Source organism: Neomoorella stamsii (assembly GCF_002995805.1).
GTDB classification, from domain to species: Bacteria; Bacillota; DSM-521; order Neomoorellales; family Neomoorellaceae; genus Neomoorella; species Neomoorella stamsii.
In genome coordinates, this window is the sequence record NZ_PVXL01000065.1 from 1 (window position 1) to 20092 (window position 20092).

Below are 20092 nucleotides of genomic sequence, written 5' to 3' on the forward strand. Positions count from 1 at the left end.
GGTTCAACGCTCCCCCACGCCTTCCCAGTCCAGCACTCAGCCCCTTCAGTTGCACCGTCCCGGGTACTTCTTAAAGAAGATAACCCGTAGCGGTAGAGATCTTGCTGAGTGCTGGGCCAGTGGCCTGCTGCGGGGTCACTCCCCCTTACAGTGGCGCGACCGCGCCGGATTTGCACCGGCTTCCCTTGATGCCTGTGCGGTTATTTGTTTTTCTTTAGTATGATCATTCTACAAATACTACCAAAATCCTCCCGGCAAGAACTTTTTTTACCTGCAAGTTGTGTTTATTTTTTAGCAATAACGTCCAGCTTACTATTTTCCCACCCTTCCCAGCTGTACCAGCAAGCTATCCCACATGGCTTTGACGGCATTTGCTGCCGCCCCCTGGGAACAGGCCGTCAACGGTACGGCATTGACCAGGGCCCTGGCCACGTCGGCATCGAAAGGTATTTTGCCGGCTATGGTAAGGCCCTGCTCATAACAATAAGCCTCAATTTCCCGGCTTTTCTCCGGGGCCAGGTCATATTTGTTAATACAAACGGCCAACGGCACTTTAAAGTGGCCGGCCAGTTTAACCACCCGCTCCAGGTCGTGCCAGCCGGCTACCGTCGGTTCCGTCACCACTAGGGCCAGGGTTACCCCGGTCAGGGAAGATATGACCGGGCAGCCGATGCCGGGCGGGCCATCGGTAATGATCAGCCGGGCCTTATTTTCCTCCGCCAGCCGCCGCGCTTCCTGGCGTACCTTCGTCACCAGCTTGCCGGAATTATCCTCGGCCAGGCCGAGCTGGGCATGCACCAGGGGGCCGTAAGGTGTTTCTGAAATATACCAGTACCCGGCCAGGTTGGGTTTCATGGTAATGGCCCCTGCCTGGCAGGTAAGGGTGCAGACCCCGCAACCTTCACATGATAGAGAATCCACCTGAAAAATGGAGCCCCTGGAGCCGTAAGCACTATTTTCTTCTCCTGCTACGGGTGCTGCCTTCGTGATAGCGCCAAACCGGCAAACTTCCATACACCGGCCGCACCCGGTGCAGCGCCCGGCATCAATAACCGCTTTATTGGAACCATAAAATTCATTGACGCTCTCCACCTCTGGCCGCAGGAGCAGGTGCAGGTCGGCGGCATCGACATCGCAGTCAGCCAGGACTTTATCCTCCGCCAGGGCCGCCAGGGCGGCTGCGATAGATGTTTTACCTGTCCCACCTTTGCCGCTAATTACCAGCAGCTCTTGCACGCTGTGACACCAGCCTCTCTATCTCCTGCCAGAGGCCGACAAAGGCCGGCACCCAGTCGGGATATTCTTCCACCAGGCATCTCCCCCTGGCATAGGTGGCAGCATATCTTTTGTCAAAGGGGATTTTCAGCAGAATGGGGATTCTCTCCTGGCGGCAATAACGCTCCACCCGCAGGTCACCCAGGGTGGAACGGTTGATAACCACCGCAAAGGGAATACCCAGTTCCCGCACCATGCCGACGGCAAGCTTGAGGTCATTGAGGCCGAAGGGGGTAGGTTCTGTTACCAGCAGGCAGAAATCGCTGTCCTTCACGGCGGCTACCACCGGGCAGGAAGTGCCCGGCGGGGCGTCTATAAGGGTGAGCCCTTCCTTGCGGGCGAGCCTTTTGACTGCTCTGATCACCGGGGGTGCCAGGGGCACGCCCACGTCAATCCTGCCGTGGGCAAAATCAATCCTGCCGGCCTGGCCCCGGGCCACTACCCCGATACGATGCGGCTTTTCGCTAATAGCCCCCCGGGGACACGCAAAAGCGCAGCCGCCGCAGCCATGGCACATTTCCGGAAAGGTCATGACCTTGCCCCCAGCGACGGCCAGGGCGTGAAAAGCGCATACCTCGCTGCACTTGCCGCAGCCGTTACATTTGGTATTGTCCACTTCCGGGACCAGCAGGGTCACTTCCTCTTCTTCCTGAAACACCGGATGCAGGAAGAGATGGGCATTGGGCTCTTCTACATCGCAGTCCAGGACCTGGACCGGCATTTTCTTTACCAGGGCCAGGGCCAGGTTGGTCACAATGGTCGTTTTCCCCGTGCCCCCTTTGCCGCTGGCCACAGTGACAAGCATCTGCTTCACCACACTTTAATCAAGACTTATAGCTTCATTCGGGCACTCATCAACGCAGGCGCCGCACTCCAGGCACTCGTCGGCATTAATAGTTGCTACTTCTTCCACAATAATGGCTTCTACCGGGCAAACCTCGACGCAGCTACCACAGCCGGTGCACTTATCCTCGTCAACCCTGGCTGCCATGTTATCGCGCTCCTTTCCCAAAATTTTAACCCCGGCAGCCTTCGTGCCCCTGATGGTCATGGCTGCAGGTACTGCCGGTACTCTTGAGATTACCGCTCAAGTAAGCATTCACTGCCGCTTCTACCGGGCCGGAAGCACCGCTTATTACCTCAATGCCCCGCTCACCAAACAATTCCACGGCGCGCGCGCCGATGCCGCCGACAATAACGCAGTTAACGCCCAAATTTGCCAGATAACCTGGTAAAAAACCTGGCTGATGCCCGGGATTGGCAATGACTTCTTTACTGCTTATCTTCCCATCTTCCACAGTAAACAGGCTGTACTGGGAACAATGGCCAAAGTGTTCGGCCACCATTTTCCCCTCGGTTGCTACGGCGATCTTCACCATCTATTACCTCCTCGACCCATACCAAAATGAGAACCTACTGTAGCCTGGGATAAAGGCGTGGCCCCTCCGGCCTGCCACTGCTGCAACGCCGCCTGGACCGTCGGCGCTGTAGTTGAGTAAACCTTAACCCCGGCGCCCTGTAAAACCCGCAGGGCATTGGGCCCGACATTTCCGGTGAGGACAACCTCTACACCCCGGTTAACCAAGGCCTGGGCTGTAGCCACTCCCGCCCCGCCACCGGCGGCCAGGTTATCGTTGGCTACGGCCTCAAAGGTACTTTTTTCCGTATCGGCAATAACAAAATACTGGCAGCGGCCGAAGCGAGGATCCATCGGTGCCGCCGGATCTTTCCCTTGGGCCGTAATAGCCACTTTCATAAAATTCGCCTCCTTTCCTATAACGGGCATTTGTCCAATAGCATTATATAGTTATTATGACCTTATGTCAATAAAATATTAAAACAACCTCCTGGCGCGAAAACAAAAAGAGCCGGGGTGACGCTTGACCCGGCCTTGCTTTTTAGATTTACTTACAGGTCTTCTTGTTCCGGATCTCGGGACTCGCTTTTCCGCTCTTCCTGCTGTAGAGCCTTCAGCTGTTCTTTGACCGCTTTTAGCTGGCCTTCCAGCATGGCTGCCTGCTGCTTTAAAAATTCCACCTCAGGCGCCGCGCCCTGGGGCGGGACGGCACCGGGAAAGGGTGCACCCCACCAGCCTGCGGGTAACCAGCCATAAGCTGGCGGGAAAAAACCCCAGGCCCACCTGCGGCCCAAACCCAGCCCGCGGCCGCGACCCAGACCCAGGCCCCGTCCAAAGCCGAAAGCAGGATTCATAAAGCCCGGTACGGGGAAACCGTTACAATACCCGGCGCCGCGGCCGGTGCGTGGCCCCAGCCCCCAGGGACCAGTCCTGTCACCACGTGGCATCTTCCTTCTCCCTCCTTTCGGTCTTATGTTCATTATTAGTATAAACCTATTATGGCCATTTGTCAATAATAAAATGCAAAGGTACGCCCAGGTTAGCAACCATTTTAAAAAACCCCGGAGGTCATCTCCAGGGTTCGATGGCAAACTGCCTAGGCTGTCATAATATTAAAAGCTAACCCAGCGGTACAATTACCGATATGTTTCTCATTTTTTCAATCACTACTGGCACGCCGTAAAGCCAGGTTAAGGTCGTGCATGACCACCACGGCGGCAATGTTTTGCTCTCCGCCACATACAAAGGCTGGCCTAAAAGGAACTGGTAAATCTCGTCGGCTTTCCTGGCCGGATCGATGTCATTAAACTTTTCGGGGAAGATCACTTTGCCGGCGTAATAAGCGTCGGCAACATTTCCTTTTCTCCTGGTCAAACTATGCGGATTGCACCCCGGGGGCAAAAAACATTCATGGTGCGCCCCCAACTTCGTCCAGAGTCCACTACCGGCAAAGTAAAAGTAAAAAGGTTACTTTACCCCCCAGCCGCGGCTGTAATTTTCAGCACAAGGGATGCAGGCATAGCGCCCCTCCTTTACCCTGGCCCGGACTTCTGCTACCGGCTCCCCGCAAAAAGCGCAGGTCACGGAATTAAAAAGACGGGCTTTCGCCGGCATGGCCAGTTCTACATGCTCTGCTTTAAATACTTCCTCCTCCGGCGCCTCCAGGATATGTTGCAAACGCTGTTCCTGATAACGGCCGTAGAGCTCCTTTTCCGCCGGCGTGGCCTGGCCGCTAAAAACCCTCTCCCGCAAGCTTCGGTAACTCTCGTCTTCCTGCCAGGCTCCACTTTTTAAGGCTACCCGGACGGCAGCACCAGTCTTCCTATCCCCAATAGTAAATACATGCTTGCCGTAGTCCCGGTAAAGGAGATTGCCTTTACCCAGGGTGCAACCTGTAAGCGCCTGGATGGCATCCACGCCGCAGGCATCGGTTTCCACAATGGCCACCAGCTCTTCATCGCCTGCCCGGCCGGCAGCCAGTTCCCGCAGGGCAATTTTTGCCGCCCGGTAGCCAATGGCCAGGCCGGGGCAGCTATGCCCGTGAAAGGCCACGGCCCTTTCCCATTCCGTTGGGGAAAAATCCATTTTTACCTGCTCCTTCCTTAATTAAAATATAAAAAATAACCACTTCAGGTACCCCTCCAGGGGTTCTAGCACCCTCCGTGGTTACATCAACAACCTTCATGGTTGCTTTTACTCTTTTCGCTATGCAAGCCCAGATTCCTGCTGGTCAATTATAAAAGTCCTAAAACATAAGTTCAGTTCGCGGCTGTTACAGTGAAATAAAAATGGCCCCGGAGGTTACCTCCAGGACCAGGGCGGTATTTACCGCCCGGGGTATTTTAACGAAAAGGAGCACGGAGGCGGCTCATTTATTAACGGCAGGCGGGACAATAACCAAAGCAAACCGTAGATGAACTGATAACCTCAAAACCCTCTTTTTCTATGTTCTTGTCTACCACGGGCCTTTGAGCTTTATCAAATTCATAAATACGTCCACATTTGAGGCAGACAAAATGATTATGAGGAACTTTTTGGGTCTCATACCGGGCCGTCCCATTCAAAGAGGGGGCTTTTTGAATAAGGCCCATCTGGACAAAGAGATCCAGTGAACGGTAGACAGTGGCTATCCCTACCGTCGGGCAATACCGGCGCGCCGCCTGGTAAATAGCCTCTGCCGTCGGGTGTTCCTGGGATAATTCCAGGAAGGCCTTAAGTACCGCCTGGCGCTGGGGCGTTAAACGCCGCTCGCTTTCTTGAAACTTCCCTAGGTCCAAAACTGTCCCGGCAGTCATTTCCTAACCACCAGCCTTCATTCTCGTTTGATAGTTAAGGATGGCTTCATGAAGGGCGCTGGCGCCCAGGTTAGAGCAGTGCAGCTTGATTTCCGGTAAACCACCAATGGCTGCCGCCACATCAGCATCCGTGATCTGCAGGCCTTCCTCCAGGGTTTTCCCTTTAGCCATTTCCGTAAGGATACTGCTGGTAGCTATAGCTGCCGGGCACCCGTACACCTGAAACTTAACGTCAACCAGGCGGTTATCCTGAACTTTGATATAGACACAAAGGTAATCGCCGCAGCCAGGATCGCCTATAGTGCCAATACCATCCGCATCTTTAATGCTGCCTACATTGCGCGGGTTTAAAAAATGATCGAGAAGTAGTTCACCGTACATTATCTCTTGCCCCCTGAAAATCCAGCTGCAGCTAAAGTATTAATCTTTCATCTGTTAACGAGCATTTGTTCATTAATATTATACCCGTATTATGACCCCATGTCAATAAATATTAAAGGCTGGCTATCCCCAGTTTTAATCCTACGCCTGCTTTGGCTTAGCTCACGAAAGTGTCCCTCATCGGCTTATGTGGACCACGCGAAAAGAGACGCTGCGTAAAATTCCCTTTGTCTGCAGGTATATGGAGGAAAATGTCGAATTTCTATCACCAATTTCAAAATGCGATTGATAAATAGTAGGGTAACCGCCGCAGCGGAGGCTGGCCGCTCTACCCTCGCAGCAGCAGGGGACCCGGCTACCGCTAAAGACTTGAGGAGAGATATGGGGATGTCCTTAAAAACCAAAGTACTCCTTGTTTTCTGCGCCGTCTTTGCCCTTCTTGCCCTTATTTTTTTTGCTGTTTCTCATGTTATAGCAGGGAATATTGCAGGTAAGCTGGAAAACGAAAGTATCCGAGAGAATGTGGAGCGGGCCCTGCAGGCCCTGGAAAGGGAAATAGCGGCGCTGGATAAATCTGCCACAGACTGGGCTACCTGGGACGACACGTATAGCTTCGTGGAGGACAGGAACCGGGAATATATACAAAAAAACCTGGTCGATAACGTGTTTGAAATTTTGAGGCTTAATTATGTAGTTTTCCTAAATACCAGGGGAGAAATAGTATACGCCAGAGGATACGACCCTGAAGCGGGCGAAGAAATACCCTTGCCTCCCGGCATTGTTTTTACAGCCCATAACCAAACAGGCGGCCGTAAAGGGGTGGTGGTGACGCCACAAGGGCCGGTGCTGCTGGCCGCCAGGCCCGTTTTAAAAAGTGATGGCAGCGGCCCCGCCCGGGGGACCCTTATCTTCGCCCGCACCTTAAGGGACAAGGATTTAAAAGAGCTCTCGGAAATCACCCGCCTCCCCCTCTCCCTTCACCCACCGGAGGCCATCGACTTCCGCGAGCTCAAGCCAGCGGGAACCCTTAAAAACGGAGAACCATTTTACGTAAAAATTGTTTCCCCGGAGGAGAGCGCCGGCTTTGCCGTCATTAAGGATTTGCAGGGTGAAAGCGCCTTAATCCTTCAGGCGAACTCCTACCGGCGCGCCGCTCAGGCGTTCCTGTCCGCAAGACAAGCCTTCAGCCTCTTTCTTGCGCTGGCGGCGGCTTTATGCTGCCTTCTTGCCTTATTCTGGCTGGACCGGGCGGTTCTCTCCCGCCTGGCCCGGCTTACCGCCGCAGTTACTGGCATCGGCCGCTCTCCCTCCCCTGCCCCCGGAATACCCCTTCTGGAGGGAAAGGATGAGCTTGCCCTTCTTTCCTCTGAAATCAGCAAAATGCTGGAAAGGCTTGAGGAATACCAACGGGAACTAGGCGAGAAGGAAAAGAAATGCTCTTCTCTGGTAGATAACGCCACTGAAACCATCATCGTGGTCCAGGACGGCGTGGTTACCTTTGTCAACCGGGCAACGCTGACCCACACGGGCTACACGGCAGGAGAACTTCTATCCAGACCTTTCCTGGACTTCATTCATCCCGAAGACAGGGAAAGTACCGTACAGCACTACCGGGAATTGCTGGAGAAAAAAAGCCCTCTATATGCCTGCTCTTTCAGGATATTTGCCAAGGACGGGAGCGTCAAATGGATGGAGACCAACTCCGTGGTAATCGAGTGGGAAGGGCAGGCCGCTACCCTGCATTTTTTGACCGATATCACCCCGCGTAAAATCCTGGAAGAAGAGCTGCAGAGGTTAATGGCCGAAAAATCTCTGATTCTTGACAGCCTTACCGAGATGGTCGCGTTTTTGGACCGGGACATGCACGTCATCTGGGCCAACCGGACTGCCGGCCAATCCGTGGGTAAGAACCCCGAGGAGCTATTCGGAGCCAAATGCCACGAAATATGGCAAGGAAAAAGCGCTCCCTGCCCCGGCTGCCCGGTGGTCCAGGCTATGGAGACCGGCCAGGTATGCACAGGTGAGGTAACCTCCCCGGACGGTCGCTTCTGGAGCATTACCGCCACGCCGGTGAAGGATAAAGAGGGAAAAGTCATAGGGGCGGTGGAGGCAACCCTGGATATCACCGAGCGCAAGCGCTACGAGGAACAGTTAAGGTTCTTAAGCCTGCACGATTCTTTAACGGGCCTCTACAACCGGGCCTTCTTTCAGGAAGAGCTCAGGCGCTTGTCTGGCAGCCGGGAATATCCCATAACCATCCTGGTGGCGGATCTGGACGGCCTAAAACTGGTCAACGATACCCTGGGCCACGCTAAAGGCGATGAACTGTTACAGGCCTGCGCCGGTGTTCTAAAAACCTCCCTGCGCCGCTCAGATATTGTGGCTCGCATTGGGGGGGATGAATTCGCCGCCATCCTGCCCAAAACAGGCGAAAAAACTGGAGAGGACCTTGCCCAGCGGATCCGCTCGGCCATCGAGGCCTCCAATAAAAAACATCCCGAGCTGCCCCTGCACTTCTCCCTAGGGGTGGCCACCTGCCAGAACGCAGCGGAATCCCTGGAAGAAACCTTCAAGAAGGCCGACGACCTCATGTACCGCAACAAGCTCCTGAACCGGGCCAGTGCGCGAAACCTGATCGTTGGCGCCCTGCTGGCAGCCCTGAAGGAAAAGGATTACATTACTGCAGGGCACGCTGAAAGGCTGCAGGAAATGTACCTGAATACCGAGTTGGGAGGGTAACTTTGCTTTTTTTTGGCAGGAGAAAAAGCTTTTCTGTCGAATAAACTTTCATGGAAGAAAAAATACGGCGGCCGAGGTGTCCTAAGCTGTTTAAAGAAGCTTTTCCAGCCATCTTATATTCTTTGCTTCTCCAGGATTTTCCCGAGAGCCTGGTACTAACGATGGCGGTCTTTAGCCTTTTAAACCTGCGGATAAAAGATAGAAAGGTTCTTGCCATTGCCCTGTTGCAGGCCCTTACCAACCTGGTGCGCCTTCTGCCCATCACCTTTGGCGTGCATTCGGTAATTTTGATCTTATCCTTGGCTACCTATACCCGGCTTTTCACCCGCGCTCAACTGTCCAAAATATTTTTGGCCGTCCTGCTATGCTTTGCTCTCATAGCCACAGCCGAGCTAATATACTCGCAACCACTTTTAAACTTTACCGGTTTAGAATATGAGGAAGTCTTCGCCAATCCTTTTTTGAGAGCAGCCTTTGCCCTTCCCTACACAGTACTATTGTTGGTCCTGGCTTTAGTCAAGAATTATTATAACCAGAAGAGGAGATTGATTTGTTAAGGTTTAACCTGAGCCGGCCGGCTGCAGCCTACTTGAAGGAGAAGCTCAATTTAACCCCGGAGGAGGAAGAGATCGCCCTATATGGGCTGCAAGTTATTATCTATCCCCTTATAAGCTTGCTGTCCATCAGCTTGGTAGGCTGGCTTTTAGGCTGCCTATATACCACCCTGGCCGCTACTTTAACGGGAGCTTTCCTGCGCCTGTGGTCCGGCGGGGCCCACAGCCGGTCGCCCCTTACCTGCACCCTGCTGGGGGCAGTTGTTTCCCCGGCCCTGGGGAAAATATCTCTAGTGGTGGCACCTCTTTTGAACTCTTTTCACCTTTTCATAATAGTTATCCTGGGTTCGCTTTTATCGTTAGCCTTCGTCTGGCGCCTGGCCCCGGTAGATTCTCCGGCCAAACCCCTTCTTTCCCCGGAATACCGCCAGAGAATGCGCCGATTATCCGTCACCAGCATATTTTTTATCGCCGTCGTACAAATTGTCCTGCTGGCTACGGCCGGGGTCCCGGCCGTAGTCCTGGCCCTGAGCCTGGGTCTATGGTGGCAGACCTTTACTTTAACCAGGGCGGGACACCGGTTTGCCACTCTCATAGATGAAATAATCTCACCGTGAGTAGGGAGGTAAGAGAGGATGAAGCGTTTACTTTACCGGCTTTTGCCTGCCGCATTCAGCGTTTTGGCTTTCGCCGCTGCTATTGGGGTCAAGCCGACTTGTGTATTCTTTTTCCATCAGCCCGAGGTGCCCAGGTCCCTCCGCAAGTAAAGCTTTTTGGTACCGGGAAGCCCCGCCCTTCCCGGTACGAAATTTTTTTAGACTATTGGGGCTCCCGGGTCCAGTCCAGTCAAGTGAAGAAAATAGGAGACCTCTCAGCTTTAATTCTGGCAACAGGAGAAGCGTCGATGCGCAAGTGGGAACAAAAGAGGGCGCAAGAGATATCCGAGTATATTTTAGTTACCCATATCGTCAGCCTTTTGATTTTTTTAATGATCGTTTTCAGCTTTTATAATCTACCGTTAGGCTTTCATCTGCGTTTGTATTTGCTATTTATGTTTATTATATTCGCTGCAACAATTATAGCGTATACTGCCGGCAAGCTCCTCCCCAGGATAACTACTCTGGAACAGCCGCAGATAGATGAGATTTTGCTGCTGGCCGTCATTTTCCCTTTGGCCTTTATCTTTCTCTGGTACAGCCATAATTTTTTCGGGGCCAAGGTTTTGATTTTGGTCCCCTCCATAATCGCCTCCACCAGCCTGGGCAAGCTGGGGGGGACAGCAGCCGCTGTTCTGGCCAGCGCCCTCCTTTTTTTCCTGGATTACCGGCTGCATAATTATTTGCCTCCCGAAATTTTCCAAACAAACTCCATCATCACCGGCGTTAATCTCCTGCTCACATGGCTGGTGGGCGGGCTGATGGAAGTAGAAAGGAAAACCCAGCAGGAGTTGCTCCAGATAGCCGATTACGATCAATTAACCGGACTGTACAACCACCGCTACCTGCAGGAAAAGCTGGCCCTAACCTTGCAAAAAGCGGCAGCGGAAAATCTTCCTGTATCCTTTGCCTTATTAGACATAGATCAATTTAAGTACTTTAACACGGTTTACGGTTACCAGAAGGGAGACGAAATTTTAGCCAACATCGGGCACCTATTGGGGGAGGAAATCAAAGAGCCGTGTTATGCAGCCCGCTACGGCAGCGATGAATTCGTCCTGGTTTTTCCAGGAAAAGAAAAAATTGAGGCTGCCAGGGTGACTTCGCATATAAAAGAAAAAATAGTAAGCCAGGCTACCGTTTCCTTGCTGGAGAGTGAAAGGACGCCGCCTTTTAAGCCCTTTACCATTGTTACAGGATTAGCAAGCTACCCGGCTGACGCTGACGGGGTTTCGTCCCTGGTGAGGGCGGCAGAAAATGATCTATACAGAACCAAGTACTCGCGAGGTGATGCTTACCTTTATTATTCTATAATAAGCGAGATAACCCACTTAAAAGTCAAGGAAGCTTTCCCTACCCTCCAGACCCTGGTGGCGCTGATAAATATCAAAGACCGCTACACCTTCGGTCATTCAGAGAGGGTTATGTCTTATTCTTTGGCCCTAGCGAAGAAATTACCCCTCTCCGAAGAAGAAAAAAATACCTTGCGCTACGGTGCCTATTTACACGACCTGGGTAAGATCGAAGTTGAGAGCGTTATCCTAAATAAAACAGCTTCTTTAACCGAAAGAGAATGGGGGATCATGAAAAACCATACAATATTAGGAAGCGAAATAGTCAAACCTTTACTATTTTTCCAAGATATATCACCGATTATTCGCTCCCATCATGAAAACTACGATGGCTCTGGTTATCCGGATGGTTTAAAGGGAGAGGAAATCCCGCTCCCGGCGCGCATTGTGCGCCTGGCCGACAGCTTCGATGCCATGACTACCGACCGCCCCTACAAGAAGGCGTTGACCTTTTCACAAGCCAGCCAAGAATTGCAGAGGTATGCTGGTAGGCACTATGACCCGTTGCTCGTAGAAATCTTTCTGGAAGCGGTGAAAGAAGCATATGAAAAGCGGAAGACCTATCTGTAGAAGGGATGCTTCTATACCCTTCCGTCTCCTGCCCCATCCCGGTTCCTGGGCCATACCTTCCCCGGAAACGCATTTTTTAGTGCTTACTGAAGAAAACTACCTAAAGTATTACCATGGAGCCCCCAAGGGAGCAGACTTTAGCCAAAATGTTTATCTCCTCGCCTGTTGGGGGATAAAACCCAATCCTGGTTATAAGATCTCAATTTCGCAAATAGCCCAACATGATTGGGAAGTTATTATAAAAATAAAGTTTATCGAGCCGGAACCCCTAAAATTTTATCCCCAGGTTGTCACTCACCCCCTAATGGTCGCTGAGGTAGCTAAAACTGCTTTATCTCCCCGCGGGCTGCTAACGTTTATCTTTGTGGCAGAAAAGGGGTTAGAACTAGCCCGCCTCGAAACTAATGTTTCACCGTAAAGCCTTATAGGCGTTAGCCCGCCCTATAGGCGGATCAAAGCCCCCTGCGGGATCCGCCCCTTCTTCGATCCTCTTCCTTACCTCCGCATTGCTCAAGCCAGGATACTCGGCCCAGACTAAAGCTGCTATTCCGGCCACCTGCGGGCTGGACATAGAGGTCCCTGACAGGTAGTCGTAGCCCAGGGCTATGCCATAATTGTGAATATAGTTGTCGTGGTTGGGGGTGGTAGAAAAGATGTTTAAACCCGGTGCGGCAATGTCCACCCAGGGCCCATAATTAGAAAAGAACGCGCGGCTGTCGTTTTCGTCTGTAGCTCCTACTGCGATGCAATTGGTATAAAAAGCGGGATAAAAGGGAGCTGAGGAATTGTCATTACCAGCTGCGGCAACCAGGACCACTCCCTGGCTCCAGGCATAATTGATAGCTTTTTCTAATACCTTAGACGGCCTGTGGCTACCAGCGCTAATATTAATAACCTTGGCCCCATTTTTTGTGGCCCATATAATACCCTTGGCCAGCCAGCTATAGTAACCGCTCCCATCATCGCCCAATACTTTAACGTTCATGAGGCTGCACTTAAAGCCGACACCTGCCACCCCTTTGCCGTTGTTGGTGGCCGCTGCAGCAATTCCCGCCACGTGAGTACCATGACCGAATTTATCATCTACCGTCTTGCTAGGGGTAAAATCAACGTTGGCCACAATTTGGGATCTCAGGTCTTCGTGGTCCTGGTCAATCCCGGAATCTAGAATGGCGATTTTTACTTCCCGGCTCCCCTTGGTCACCTTCCAAGCATCCGGTGCCAGAATCTCGGCCATCCCCCACTGTTTCTCAAAATAGGGATCATCAGGAATGAAGACGGCGCGGGCTATGTAGTCTGGCTCGGCAAATTCCACATGGGGACTGCTGCTGTAATTGGCCACCTTCTCCCGGGCTTTTCCCTTTGCTACTTTAACTACTTCTATTCCTATCTCAGGGATAGCGTCAATTACCTGGGCATCATTTTGAGCATGTATCCTCTCCTTAACGGCTTGAGGTATGCTGGGTTTAAATTTAACGAGAATTTGCTCCGAAGCGGGCGTGTCATCCTGGCCGGGAATTAAAAAGGGGTTGGTAGCTGAGAAACTACTAGTAGAAGCAAATAGTAAAGTTAAAATTATACCTGCTAAAGATAAAAACAAACGCGTCAACAACTTTCGCAAAGCCTGTCCTCTCCTTTTCGCTAGATATTCTTTTTAGATATTTTTTATTAAGTTAGGGGGGCTGTCAAGATTTTTGTTTACGTCAGGGAAGCTATTACTCAGCAGCACCTCGCCAGTAGTTAACATCCCGCAGGAGCGATACCACCTCTGGCTGCCGGGTGAACTCCTCCAGGCTGTAGCGGGCTTTACGCCGCCAGTTGGGGTAGCCGGTGCCTGTACCCGGGATATTCTGGGGCTCCGTCTCCAGCCAAAGGTCTTCCAGGTTGACCAGGAGCAAACGCGCCGGGCTGGCGGCCAGGTACGCCAGGCACCCCCGCAGGAGACTCCCGGTCGCTGTTGTGGCCACCTGCAAAAAGCCGCGGTTATAAAGGAAGACCGGTAAGGCCGCCCGCTGGCGGCCGCTCTTTTGCCTTTCCCGCCAGAAGGCGGCAAAGGGCGGCATATCGTGGGTGTTCAGGCTGGCCAGGCTCCCGGGAGGTACGGGTCCCAGGGCCCGGCCCGGATTTCCTGTGTACTCCGCGGCCAGGACATACATGCGGTTGATATTGTGCCTGGTCATGGCCAGGCGCACGTAACCGGGCACCGTTCCCAGGTCTTCGCCCACCAGGATGGCCCTGTGGCGCCGGGACTCCAGGGCCAGGATGGCATAAAATTCCCCGGCGTGGTAGCGCACATAAACCCCCTCCGTGGCTGCCAGGCCCCTAGGTATCCAATAAAGGCGGTGCAAACCCATGACGTGGTCCAGGCGCAGGATACCGGCGTGGCGCAGGTGATGACGCAGGCAGGCAATGTAATAGGAGTAGCCGTCTTCCCGGATCCCCTCCGGGTGCAGGGGAGGAAACCCCCACTCCTGCCCCTGGCGGAAAAAGGTATCCGGCGGGGCGCCGCTGCTGGCCGCCAGGGCGAAATCCTGGCGATGGCGCCAGACATCATAGCCCTCACGGTGGACCCCCAGGGGCAGGTCCAGGTATAAGCCCGGGCCGGAGCGCCGGGCGCAAGCCGCCAGGGCCTTCACCTGCCGGTGGGCCTGCCACTGGACGTACAGGTGATATTGCATGGCTTCCGTATCGTAATCGCCTTCTTTGAGGCAACCCTCCCGCATGCGGGAGGGCCACTCAGTCCAGGTGGCGTGCTGTTTTTCGACGGCGGCCCGGAAACGGGCGTAGTCCCGGGCTGCCGGGTTGCCGGCCAGCCAGGCTTCCATCTCCGCCCGGCCACCGGTGTTGCCAGTAAAAAAAATGCGGGCACAGAGGGCCAACAGGCGTCTTTTCAGGGCCATCCCCCGGCGATAGTCGACAAGGGGCACAGCCCGCAAAGAGGCTATCTCCTCCTGGACCGCCGCCGAGTTTAGCAAGTCCCGCACTTCCTGGCACTGCTGTGCCTCTTCCAGGCGGGAAATATCCAGGTAAAACTCGTTCCAGAAGAGGCGGCTAACCGGCTGGTAGGGGCTGGGGTCAAAGGGCTCATCCAGGAAAGCTGCCAGAAAGGGTAAAGTAGCGGTAAAGTTGCCACCCAGCTTGTTAACCCAGATGGATAGGGCCTCCAGGTCGCCGAAATCCCCTGCCCCCAGGCTCCGGCACGAATGAAGGGCATAGAGGGGCAAAAAACAGCCCCAGAGGTGTTCCCCCTGGCCTGCTGCCCGGTACCAGGCCCGGGAGGGGGCGGCAATAATCAATACCTCCCTGGTAAGGCCCGGCAGGCGCAAATGGAGGTGGTGGTAACCCCAGGGCAGCCTGGCGGGAAGGGTGAGCTGCCTGGCTTCAAAGGCTACCCCTTCCACCTCGGTAACCCGGATAAGAGGCAGGCGGGCCGGGTCGATTACCAGCTGCCATAACCGGCCGTCTTCCAGGCGCAGCCTGCACTCCAGGGGCCCGGTTGCCCTCTGGACGGGCAAGCGTAGCTCCAGGTGCGGCAGCCGGCCGGACCAGGCTACAGCTACCGGCTCACAGAAACGTCGCCAGTATTGCAGCCGCCGCTCCCGCAGGGCGCCGGGAACGTCAGCCAGGCCCGCCACCGGCGCCCCCAGGGCCCGCAGCACCGCCAGTAACGTCTCCGGCCCGGCTGCCCGGAGTTTACCCTCCACGTCGCGATAGGCAGGCTCCACGCCATACAACCGGCATAGCCGGTACAAAAGACGCAACTCTTTTACTAACAAAGACATAGCCCTCTCGGTTGCCTTATCGATTTATTTCCTGGCCATGGCGGCGACAATGTCGGCCCGGCTGATGATGCCCACCAGGCGGCCGTTACTGTAGACAGGTACCCGTTTGATTTTCTTTTCATGTAAAATAGCGGCCACCTCTTCTACTGGCATCTCGGCGTCAACGCCAACGACTTCCCGGCTCATAATATCCCGCACCCGGTTACCATTCTTTAAACCGATCAAATCCCCTTCCGTGACGATTCCCACCACGCGATTGCCGTCATCGCATACCGGTACCCCGCTGATTTTGTGCTCCGCCAGCAACCTGGTCAGCTCGTAAATCCGGGCCGAGGCGTTGATCACGATTACCTCCGTGGTCATAATATCCCTGGCCAGCATAATATATTCCCCCCTTTCCCTGGAAAAATATTTTCATCCCCACAGGATCAGGCCAGTCTGAAAAGGATGGGCCAGATCAACATGGCAGGGTAACACCCGCACGTTATAGCCCTGGCGCCCGGCCCGGCGGCAGAAAATCACCCCGCTGTATAAATACCTGCCTTCACCAGTTTCCTGAACTAGATTCATTGTTTCCTTTTCTCCCGCTATAATTTCTCCCCCAGCATCCAGCGGCCCGTGATAGATTTCTACTTTTACATCCGAAGGCTGCAAAGCTCCCAGGAAAATCCAGGCGCGGACGGTTAAAGTACTCCCAACGGCCAGATCCCTCCCCCCATCATCCTCTACCCTTTCCACTCGCACCTGGGGCCAACCTGCATGCACCCTGCTTTTCCAGGCGGCCAGGTTCCTGGCCCTCTCCTGCCTCCCGGCCTCCAGGCGCTGGTAAAACCCGGCCGCCGGGGATCCCCTAAAAGCCGGGCCAGGCGTTCAGGGTCGCTGAAGAGAAGGACCGGCCGCTTGTAAGCAGCAAAACGGCGGGCAAAGCCAATGGTCAGGGCGCGGGGATGCAGGACCTCACCGGCGCCGGCAATCTCCAGCGAACCGCCTCCCCTGGCTTCCAGTTGCGCCGCCAGCTTCTTCCTGATAAAAGCCACCAGTTCTTCCCGCTGCTCTTCGTGGGCCTGCCACAGCTCCATCGCCGGTATGTGCTCAACTCCGGCCCAGTTGGCCGCCTCCGCCGGGTCTTCCCGCCAGCCGGGGCCAAGGTAGCGGTCGTAAAGGGAGGCCATCCTGCTCCCTACCCAGCTGAGGGTATGAACGCCGTTGGTAATAGCCCCGATAGGTATCTCCCCTTCCGGGACTTCCGGCCAGACAGCCTGCCACATCCTCCGGGCCGTCCGGCCGTGGAGACGGCTGACGCCGTTGGCCCAGGCCGACAGGCGCAAGGCCAGGACGGCCATGTTGAAGGGCTCCTGCTGGTTGTTGGGATCCTGGCGGCCCAGGGCCAGGAATTCCTGGCGGGAAAGCCCCAGCGACTGGTAATAATCTGTAAAATACTTGTCCATCAAGTAGGGTGGAAAGAGGTCGATACCGGCTGCCACCGGGGTATGGGTAGTAAAGATGTGGCCGCTGGCGGCCAGTTCCCTGGCCGCGGCAAAATCCAGGCCGTGCTTCTCTTGTAACTGGCGGATGCGCTCCAGGGCCAGGAAGGCCGAATGGCCTTCGTTTAAATGGCAGATGGTTGCTTCGATACCCAGGGTCGCCAACGCCCGTACCCCGCCAATACCCAGGAGGATTTCCTGCTGGATGCGCTTTTCCAGGTCGCCGCCGTAAAGCCGGTCGGTAATCCGCCGATCAGCCTCCCAGTTGTCCTGGCAATCGGCATCCAGGAGGTAGAGATTCAGGCGGCCGACCTTTGCCCGCCAGACCTGCGCCTTAACCTCCCGGTCCGGGAAGGCTACCTGGATGGTAAGGGGACTGCCGTCCGGCCCGGCGTTCCAGTTCCAGGGGCAGGTCGTAAAAATTATGGCGGTCGAGGCGCTGGCGGAAGTAGACCTCCCGGTACAGGAGGCTGACGCCAACCAGGGGTATGCAGTCCCTTGTTACGGCCGTACTCAGTAGCATGAATGGTAACTACCAGGGGGACGCCGCAAGCTTCCTGGAGTTCCCGGGCCGCCCAGGCCACCAGCCAATCATGGGCATGCAGGATCAAGGGGGTTCCCCGTAGTCGGCCAGGGCCAGGTTGAACTGCAGGACCCAGGACAGGAAATCAATTTCCACCTCCGGCTGCTGGTATGTAGGTAGGTAGTGGATGTATACTCCTTCTTGAACTGTCGTGAACGCTTCCCGGCCTGGTACCCGGGTGAGGATGTGGACCTTAACCCCCATTTGGGCCAGGGCTCCCGCCAGATCACGGACGTGGATACCCAGACCACCGACATGATGAGGGGGAAACTCCCAGCTCAGCATGAGGATTACCGGTCTTTCCCTGCCTGGCGGGTAATTTACCGATAGCCCGCGCCCTTGCGGGCGATAAAGGCGGAAATCCAGGCGCGGGAAAAGGTTGTCCTTGTCTTCCAAAGCACATAAAAAATCCTCGTCAAGGTTGTTGTTTTGATAATCCCGGCAGATCTTAAAGAAATTGCCCAGGTGATCCTCCAGGCGACGGCGGGCATAGGCTGCCGTCGTCTGGCTGGTGAGGATAAAGGGCCAGTCGCTGCTCTGGGCCAGGAGCAGCTCCCTGGCGGCCTGGTTTAAGGCCCGTTCCTGTAGAGGAGTAGGATGGGAGCAAACGGCAGCCAGGGTTACCATGGTGTTCTCGGCCCGGTGGAGATAGGGGTAAAGCCAGTCATTGGCCGGATTCAACCAAACACGATTGTAACCGCCTTCCCCCAGCTGGAAGGCCCTAAAGCCACCTCCTGGCGGGGCGGGTATTGCTCCAGGTAAGCCGCCACGGTGGTCAACCCGGTCTGGTAATCCGGCCCGGCCGCCAGGCGCAGGACGTCTTCCAGCCAGGCCGATCCCTCAAACCACCAGTGACCGAAGAGTTCAGCGTCGTAAGGCGCAACTACCACCGGTTTGTCAGACATAACACCGGCCCAGCAGGCCAGCTGCCGGTCCCGGTTGGCCAGAAAATCGCGGGCATTCTCCCGGGCCCGCTCCCTGGCCGCCTGGAAATCGTAGGGCTCCTTGCATTCGGTCTTGCCGGTGATGCGGTAATATTTTAAGCCGGTATCACCCCGTGTACCTCCGATAAGGTAAGGTTCCAGGTAACTAAAGTCTAGGTCGTAGCCAATATCGCGGTAGAACTCCCGGTACAGGGGATCACCGGGATAGCCCTCCGTCCGGCTCCAGACCTGGTGGGAAGTCTCCCAGTCCCGGCCAAAAACGGCCACCCCGCCGGTGAGTTTAACCGGTGCATAAACGGCCGTTGTCACCCCGGGAACGGCATTTAACAAACCGTGGCTGGCGACAATAAAGTATTTAATCCCTTCGGCCTGCAGGATATCTTCGAGGCCTGGCGTGTAACCGCACTCAGGCAGCCACATCCCAGCCGGCCGGCGGCCAAAGATATCGGCAAAAAGATCTAAGGCTACCCGCACCTGCACCCGCCAGGATTCCCTGGTCAGCATCAAGGGCAGGTAACCATGGGTGGCGCAAGTAGTTATAATTTCCAGGTAGCCCTGCTCCTGTAATCTTTTTAAGGGTGCCAGCAAATTACCCTGGTAAGTTTCTTTAAATGCCCCGTCAATGGCACTGACGCGCTCATAATAAAAATTAGCCAGGGGGGAGAAAACAGGATCATATTTCGTCCGCTCCATTTCCCGGGTGGCCAATCCTTTAAGGATATCCAGGTAGCGGCCGTAACGCTCCTGGAGGCGCGGGTCAATTAACATACTAATTAAAGTTGGGGACAGAGATAAAGTGAGTTTAAAGTTTATTCCCTCTAGAGCCAAACGTTCCCAGCTCAAGATGAGGGGCAGGTAAGATTCCGTCAGGGCCTCGCAAAGCCATTTTTCTTCCAGGCTTATATATTCCTCCAGGTTACGCACATAGGGCAGGTGGGCATGAAGCAGGAGGGCCAGGTAACCGGCACGATTGCTTTCCCAGGCAGCCATTTTAGAAGCCCCCTCAACTATATTCTCTACTTTTAGGCCTGCCTTTCCCTGGCAGCCCCGCAAACTTGCGGACGTACCGGGACGGGGCGCAAATAAAGCAAGGTTGAGATACAGTGTCGCAGGATTATCAAGGGTTAAAGGTCCGCTGGAACACCTCTTTCAGGACCAGCTAAAAATTCTGTCAGGAGGCTCCTCCAGGAGGATTGTCCATTCCTGCCCCAGGGTAAGCGCCTGGGTAACGAAATTGGAGGTGGGAGACTCCTTGCCGACGAGTTGGGTATGGGGTACGGGAGTACGGGTGAAGAGGACAAATTCACCCGCCTGGCTTATGGCGCCAAGCTCGACGTAGTAACCGGTATGGGCCTCGAGGTTGTAAAAATAGCATCCACCAGGTTCGAGGGTAGTTAAGGTTAGTTCTTGTTCTGGCAGGAGGGCATCAAGGCGGCGCAGGCGTAAGGTTAACTTCATTTCCGGCTTTACTATACTGAAAAAGTCATGTAAGTTCTGGATTCTTTGAGGGGTAAAGTCCCAATAAACGTAGAGGGTATGTAAGTCCTGGGGTAAACAGACCAAGGCATTTTGACGGAAGCCATCAGCAAGTTCAAGCACCCCTTTCACCCCTCTTAATGC

Annotated in this window: 24 protein-coding genes, 1 pseudogene and 1 riboswitch; of the genes and pseudogenes, 6 read left to right on the forward strand and 19 right to left on the reverse strand. The window is 54.6% G+C overall.

Annotated features, from left to right (window positions below):
- Window positions 1-260, reverse strand: a riboswitch (cobalamin riboswitch). This riboswitch is flagged as partial in the annotation.
- Window positions 261-312: 52 nt separating this feature from the next.
- The 10 genes and pseudogenes from MOST_RS13690 to MOST_RS13735 form a co-directional block, all read right to left on the reverse strand.
- On the reverse strand, window positions 313-1236 hold the full coding sequence (locus MOST_RS13690) for an ATP-binding protein (RefSeq protein WP_054935517.1): 924 nt from the start codon (window positions 1234-1236) through the stop codon (window positions 313-315).
- Window positions 1214-2080, reverse strand: coding sequence for an ATP-binding protein (locus MOST_RS13695; RefSeq protein WP_054935576.1), 867 nt, complete (start codon window positions 2078-2080; stop codon window positions 1214-1216). The genes MOST_RS13690 and MOST_RS13695 overlap by 23 nt, the downstream gene beginning before the upstream one ends.
- Before the next feature lie 15 nt (window positions 2081-2095).
- On the reverse strand, window positions 2096-2326 hold the full coding sequence (locus MOST_RS13700; RefSeq protein ID WP_244266966.1) for a ferredoxin family protein: 231 nt from the start codon (window positions 2324-2326) through the stop codon (window positions 2096-2098).
- Window positions 2292-2654: a NifB/NifX family molybdenum-iron cluster-binding protein gene (locus MOST_RS13705; protein ID WP_054935515.1), complete on the reverse strand. Its 363-nt coding sequence runs from the start codon at window positions 2652-2654 to the stop codon at window positions 2292-2294. The genes MOST_RS13700 and MOST_RS13705 overlap by 35 nt, the downstream gene beginning before the upstream one ends.
- Window positions 2648-3031, reverse strand: a complete 384-nt coding sequence (locus MOST_RS13710) for a NifB/NifX family molybdenum-iron cluster-binding protein (RefSeq protein ID WP_054935514.1) — start codon at window positions 3029-3031, stop codon at window positions 2648-2650. Before MOST_RS13710 ends, MOST_RS13705 begins: the two co-directional genes overlap by 7 nt.
- Window positions 3032-3183: 152 nt before the next feature.
- Window positions 3184-3579: a DUF5320 domain-containing protein gene (locus MOST_RS13715; RefSeq protein WP_054935513.1), complete on the reverse strand. Its 396-nt coding sequence runs from the start codon at window positions 3577-3579 to the stop codon at window positions 3184-3186.
- 277 nt (window positions 3580-3856) lie between these two features.
- A pseudogene (locus MOST_RS18605) lies at window positions 3857-3985 on the reverse strand (iron ABC transporter substrate-binding protein); the annotation flags it as partial.
- Window positions 3986-4099: 114 nt separating this feature from the next.
- The gene (locus MOST_RS13725) at window positions 4100-4717 is read right to left on the reverse strand and encodes an FmdE family protein (RefSeq protein ID WP_054935511.1); all 618 of its coding nucleotides are present in this window, start codon (window positions 4715-4717) and stop codon (window positions 4100-4102) included.
- 290 nt (window positions 4718-5007) lie between these two features.
- Window positions 5008-5427, reverse strand: a complete 420-nt coding sequence (locus MOST_RS13730) for a Fur family transcriptional regulator (protein ID WP_054935510.1) — start codon at window positions 5425-5427, stop codon at window positions 5008-5010.
- A 3-nt stretch (window positions 5428-5430) separates the two neighbouring features.
- The gene (locus tag MOST_RS13735; protein WP_054935509.1) at window positions 5431-5808 is read right to left on the reverse strand and encodes an iron-sulfur cluster assembly scaffold protein; all 378 of its coding nucleotides are present in this window, start codon (window positions 5806-5808) and stop codon (window positions 5431-5433) included.
- Between the two features lie 387 nt (window positions 5809-6195).
- Here MOST_RS13735 and MOST_RS13740 point away from each other — a divergent pair, with 387 nt between their 5' ends.
- The 6 genes from MOST_RS13740 (at window position 6196) to MOST_RS18615 (ending at window position 12097) form a co-directional block, all read left to right on the forward strand.
- Window positions 6196-8547, forward strand: coding sequence for a CHASE4 domain-containing protein (locus MOST_RS13740; RefSeq protein ID WP_054935508.1), 2352 nt, complete (start codon window positions 6196-6198; stop codon window positions 8545-8547).
- A gap of 161 nt (window positions 8548-8708) precedes the next feature.
- Window positions 8709-9104: a hypothetical protein gene (locus MOST_RS13745; protein ID WP_208974772.1), complete on the forward strand. Its 396-nt coding sequence runs from the start codon at window positions 8709-8711 to the stop codon at window positions 9102-9104.
- Window positions 9098-9718 (forward strand): accessory gene regulator ArgB-like protein, encoded by a 621-nt coding sequence (locus tag MOST_RS13750; protein WP_054935622.1) that lies wholly within the window; start codon window positions 9098-9100, stop codon window positions 9716-9718. The genes MOST_RS13745 and MOST_RS13750 overlap by 7 nt, the downstream gene beginning before the upstream one ends.
- Window positions 9719-9736: 18 nt before the next feature.
- Window positions 9737-9868, forward strand: coding sequence for a cyclic lactone autoinducer peptide (locus MOST_RS18610; protein WP_083476429.1), 132 nt, complete (start codon window positions 9737-9739; stop codon window positions 9866-9868).
- A gap of 137 nt (window positions 9869-10005) precedes the next feature.
- Entirely contained in the window at window positions 10006-11679 is a 1674-nt protein-coding gene (locus tag MOST_RS13760) for a bifunctional diguanylate cyclase/phosphohydrolase (RefSeq protein WP_054935506.1), read from the forward strand.
- Window positions 11654-12097, forward strand: a complete 444-nt coding sequence (locus MOST_RS18615; RefSeq protein WP_054935505.1) for a protease complex subunit PrcB family protein — start codon at window positions 11654-11656, stop codon at window positions 12095-12097. The genes MOST_RS13760 and MOST_RS18615 overlap by 26 nt, the downstream gene beginning before the upstream one ends.
- On the opposite strand, the gene MOST_RS13770 is transcribed toward MOST_RS18615, so the two are convergent.
- The 9 genes from MOST_RS13770 to MOST_RS13795 all read right to left on the reverse strand — a co-directional run bounded on the left by MOST_RS13770 (window position 12089) and on the right by MOST_RS13795 (window position 20071).
- Complete coding sequence (locus tag MOST_RS13770; RefSeq protein ID WP_129588690.1) at window positions 12089-13300, reverse strand: S8 family peptidase; 1212 nt, start codon at window positions 13298-13300, stop codon at window positions 12089-12091. The genes MOST_RS18615 and MOST_RS13770 overlap by 9 nt on opposite strands.
- Before the next feature lie 94 nt (window positions 13301-13394).
- The gene (malQ, locus tag MOST_RS13775) at window positions 13395-15455 is read right to left on the reverse strand and encodes a 4-alpha-glucanotransferase (RefSeq protein ID WP_244266958.1); all 2061 of its coding nucleotides are present in this window, start codon (window positions 15453-15455) and stop codon (window positions 13395-13397) included.
- A gap of 30 nt (window positions 15456-15485) precedes the next feature.
- Window positions 15486-15842, reverse strand: coding sequence for a CBS domain-containing protein (locus MOST_RS13780; protein ID WP_054935502.1), 357 nt, complete (start codon window positions 15840-15842; stop codon window positions 15486-15488).
- Between the two features lie 33 nt (window positions 15843-15875).
- A complete protein-coding gene (locus MOST_RS17335) occupies window positions 15876-16205 on the reverse strand; it encodes a glycosyltransferase family 1 protein (RefSeq protein WP_161952853.1) in 330 nt (109 codons plus the stop codon).
- Window positions 16187-17425, reverse strand: coding sequence for an alpha-glucan family phosphorylase (gene glgP / locus MOST_RS13785; protein WP_054935500.1), 1239 nt, complete (start codon window positions 17423-17425; stop codon window positions 16187-16189). Before glgP ends, MOST_RS17335 begins: the two co-directional genes overlap by 19 nt.
- A complete protein-coding gene (locus MOST_RS17010) occupies window positions 17368-17556 on the reverse strand; it encodes a glycogen/starch synthase (RefSeq protein ID WP_161952854.1) in 189 nt (62 codons plus the stop codon). The genes glgP and MOST_RS17010 overlap by 58 nt, the downstream gene beginning before the upstream one ends.
- The gene (locus MOST_RS18045; protein WP_129588691.1) at window positions 17553-18209 is read right to left on the reverse strand and encodes a DUF1957 domain-containing protein; all 657 of its coding nucleotides are present in this window, start codon (window positions 18207-18209) and stop codon (window positions 17553-17555) included. Before MOST_RS18045 ends, MOST_RS17010 begins: the two co-directional genes overlap by 4 nt.
- Window positions 18206-19462, reverse strand: a complete 1257-nt coding sequence (locus tag MOST_RS13790) for a glycoside hydrolase family 57 protein (protein ID WP_129588692.1) — start codon at window positions 19460-19462, stop codon at window positions 18206-18208. The genes MOST_RS18045 and MOST_RS13790 overlap by 4 nt, the downstream gene beginning before the upstream one ends.
- 159 nt (window positions 19463-19621) lie before the next feature.
- On the reverse strand, window positions 19622-20071 hold the full coding sequence (locus tag MOST_RS13795; RefSeq protein ID WP_054935499.1) for a DUF4912 domain-containing protein: 450 nt from the start codon (window positions 20069-20071) through the stop codon (window positions 19622-19624).
- Window positions 20072-20092: the final 21 nt, after the last annotated feature.

Coding starts and splice junctions, on each gene's coding strand:
- MOST_RS13695 (WP_054935576.1), bottom strand. CDS start 2,080: ATGCTTGTCACTGTGGCCAGCGGCAAAGGGGGCACGGGGAAAACGACC.
- MOST_RS13700 (WP_244266966.1), bottom strand. CDS start 2,326: ATGACCATCAGGGGCACGAAGGCTGCCGGGGTTAAAATTTTGGGAAAG.
- MOST_RS13705 (WP_054935515.1), bottom strand. CDS start 2,654: ATGGTGAAGATCGCCGTAGCAACCGAGGGGAAAATGGTGGCCGAACAC.
- MOST_RS13710 (WP_054935514.1), bottom strand. CDS start 3,031: ATGAAAGTGGCTATTACGGCCCAAGGGAAAGATCCGGCGGCACCGATG.
- MOST_RS13715 (WP_054935513.1), bottom strand. CDS start 3,579: ATGCCACGTGGTGACAGGACTGGTCCCTGGGGGCTGGGGCCACGCACC.
- MOST_RS13725 (WP_054935511.1), bottom strand. CDS start 4,717: ATGGATTTTTCCCCAACGGAATGGGAAAGGGCCGTGGCCTTTCACGGG.
- MOST_RS13730 (WP_054935510.1), bottom strand. CDS start 5,427: ATGACTGCCGGGACAGTTTTGGACCTAGGGAAGTTTCAAGAAAGCGAG.
- MOST_RS13735 (WP_054935509.1), bottom strand. CDS start 5,808: ATGTACGGTGAACTACTTCTCGATCATTTTTTAAACCCGCGCAATGTA.
- MOST_RS13740 (WP_054935508.1), top strand. CDS start 6,196: ATGTCCTTAAAAACCAAAGTACTCCTTGTTTTCTGCGCCGTCTTTGCC.
- MOST_RS13745 (WP_208974772.1), top strand. CDS start 8,709: ATGGCGGTCTTTAGCCTTTTAAACCTGCGGATAAAAGATAGAAAGGTT.
- MOST_RS18610 (WP_083476429.1), top strand. CDS start 9,737: ATGAAGCGTTTACTTTACCGGCTTTTGCCTGCCGCATTCAGCGTTTTG.
- MOST_RS13760 (WP_054935506.1), top strand. CDS start 10,006: ATGCGCAAGTGGGAACAAAAGAGGGCGCAAGAGATATCCGAGTATATT.
- MOST_RS18615 (WP_054935505.1), top strand. CDS start 11,654: ATGAAAAGCGGAAGACCTATCTGTAGAAGGGATGCTTCTATACCCTTC.
- MOST_RS13780 (WP_054935502.1), bottom strand. CDS start 15,842: ATGCTGGCCAGGGATATTATGACCACGGAGGTAATCGTGATCAACGCC.
- MOST_RS13790 (WP_129588692.1), bottom strand. CDS start 19,462: ATGGCTGCCTGGGAAAGCAATCGTGCCGGTTACCTGGCCCTCCTGCTT.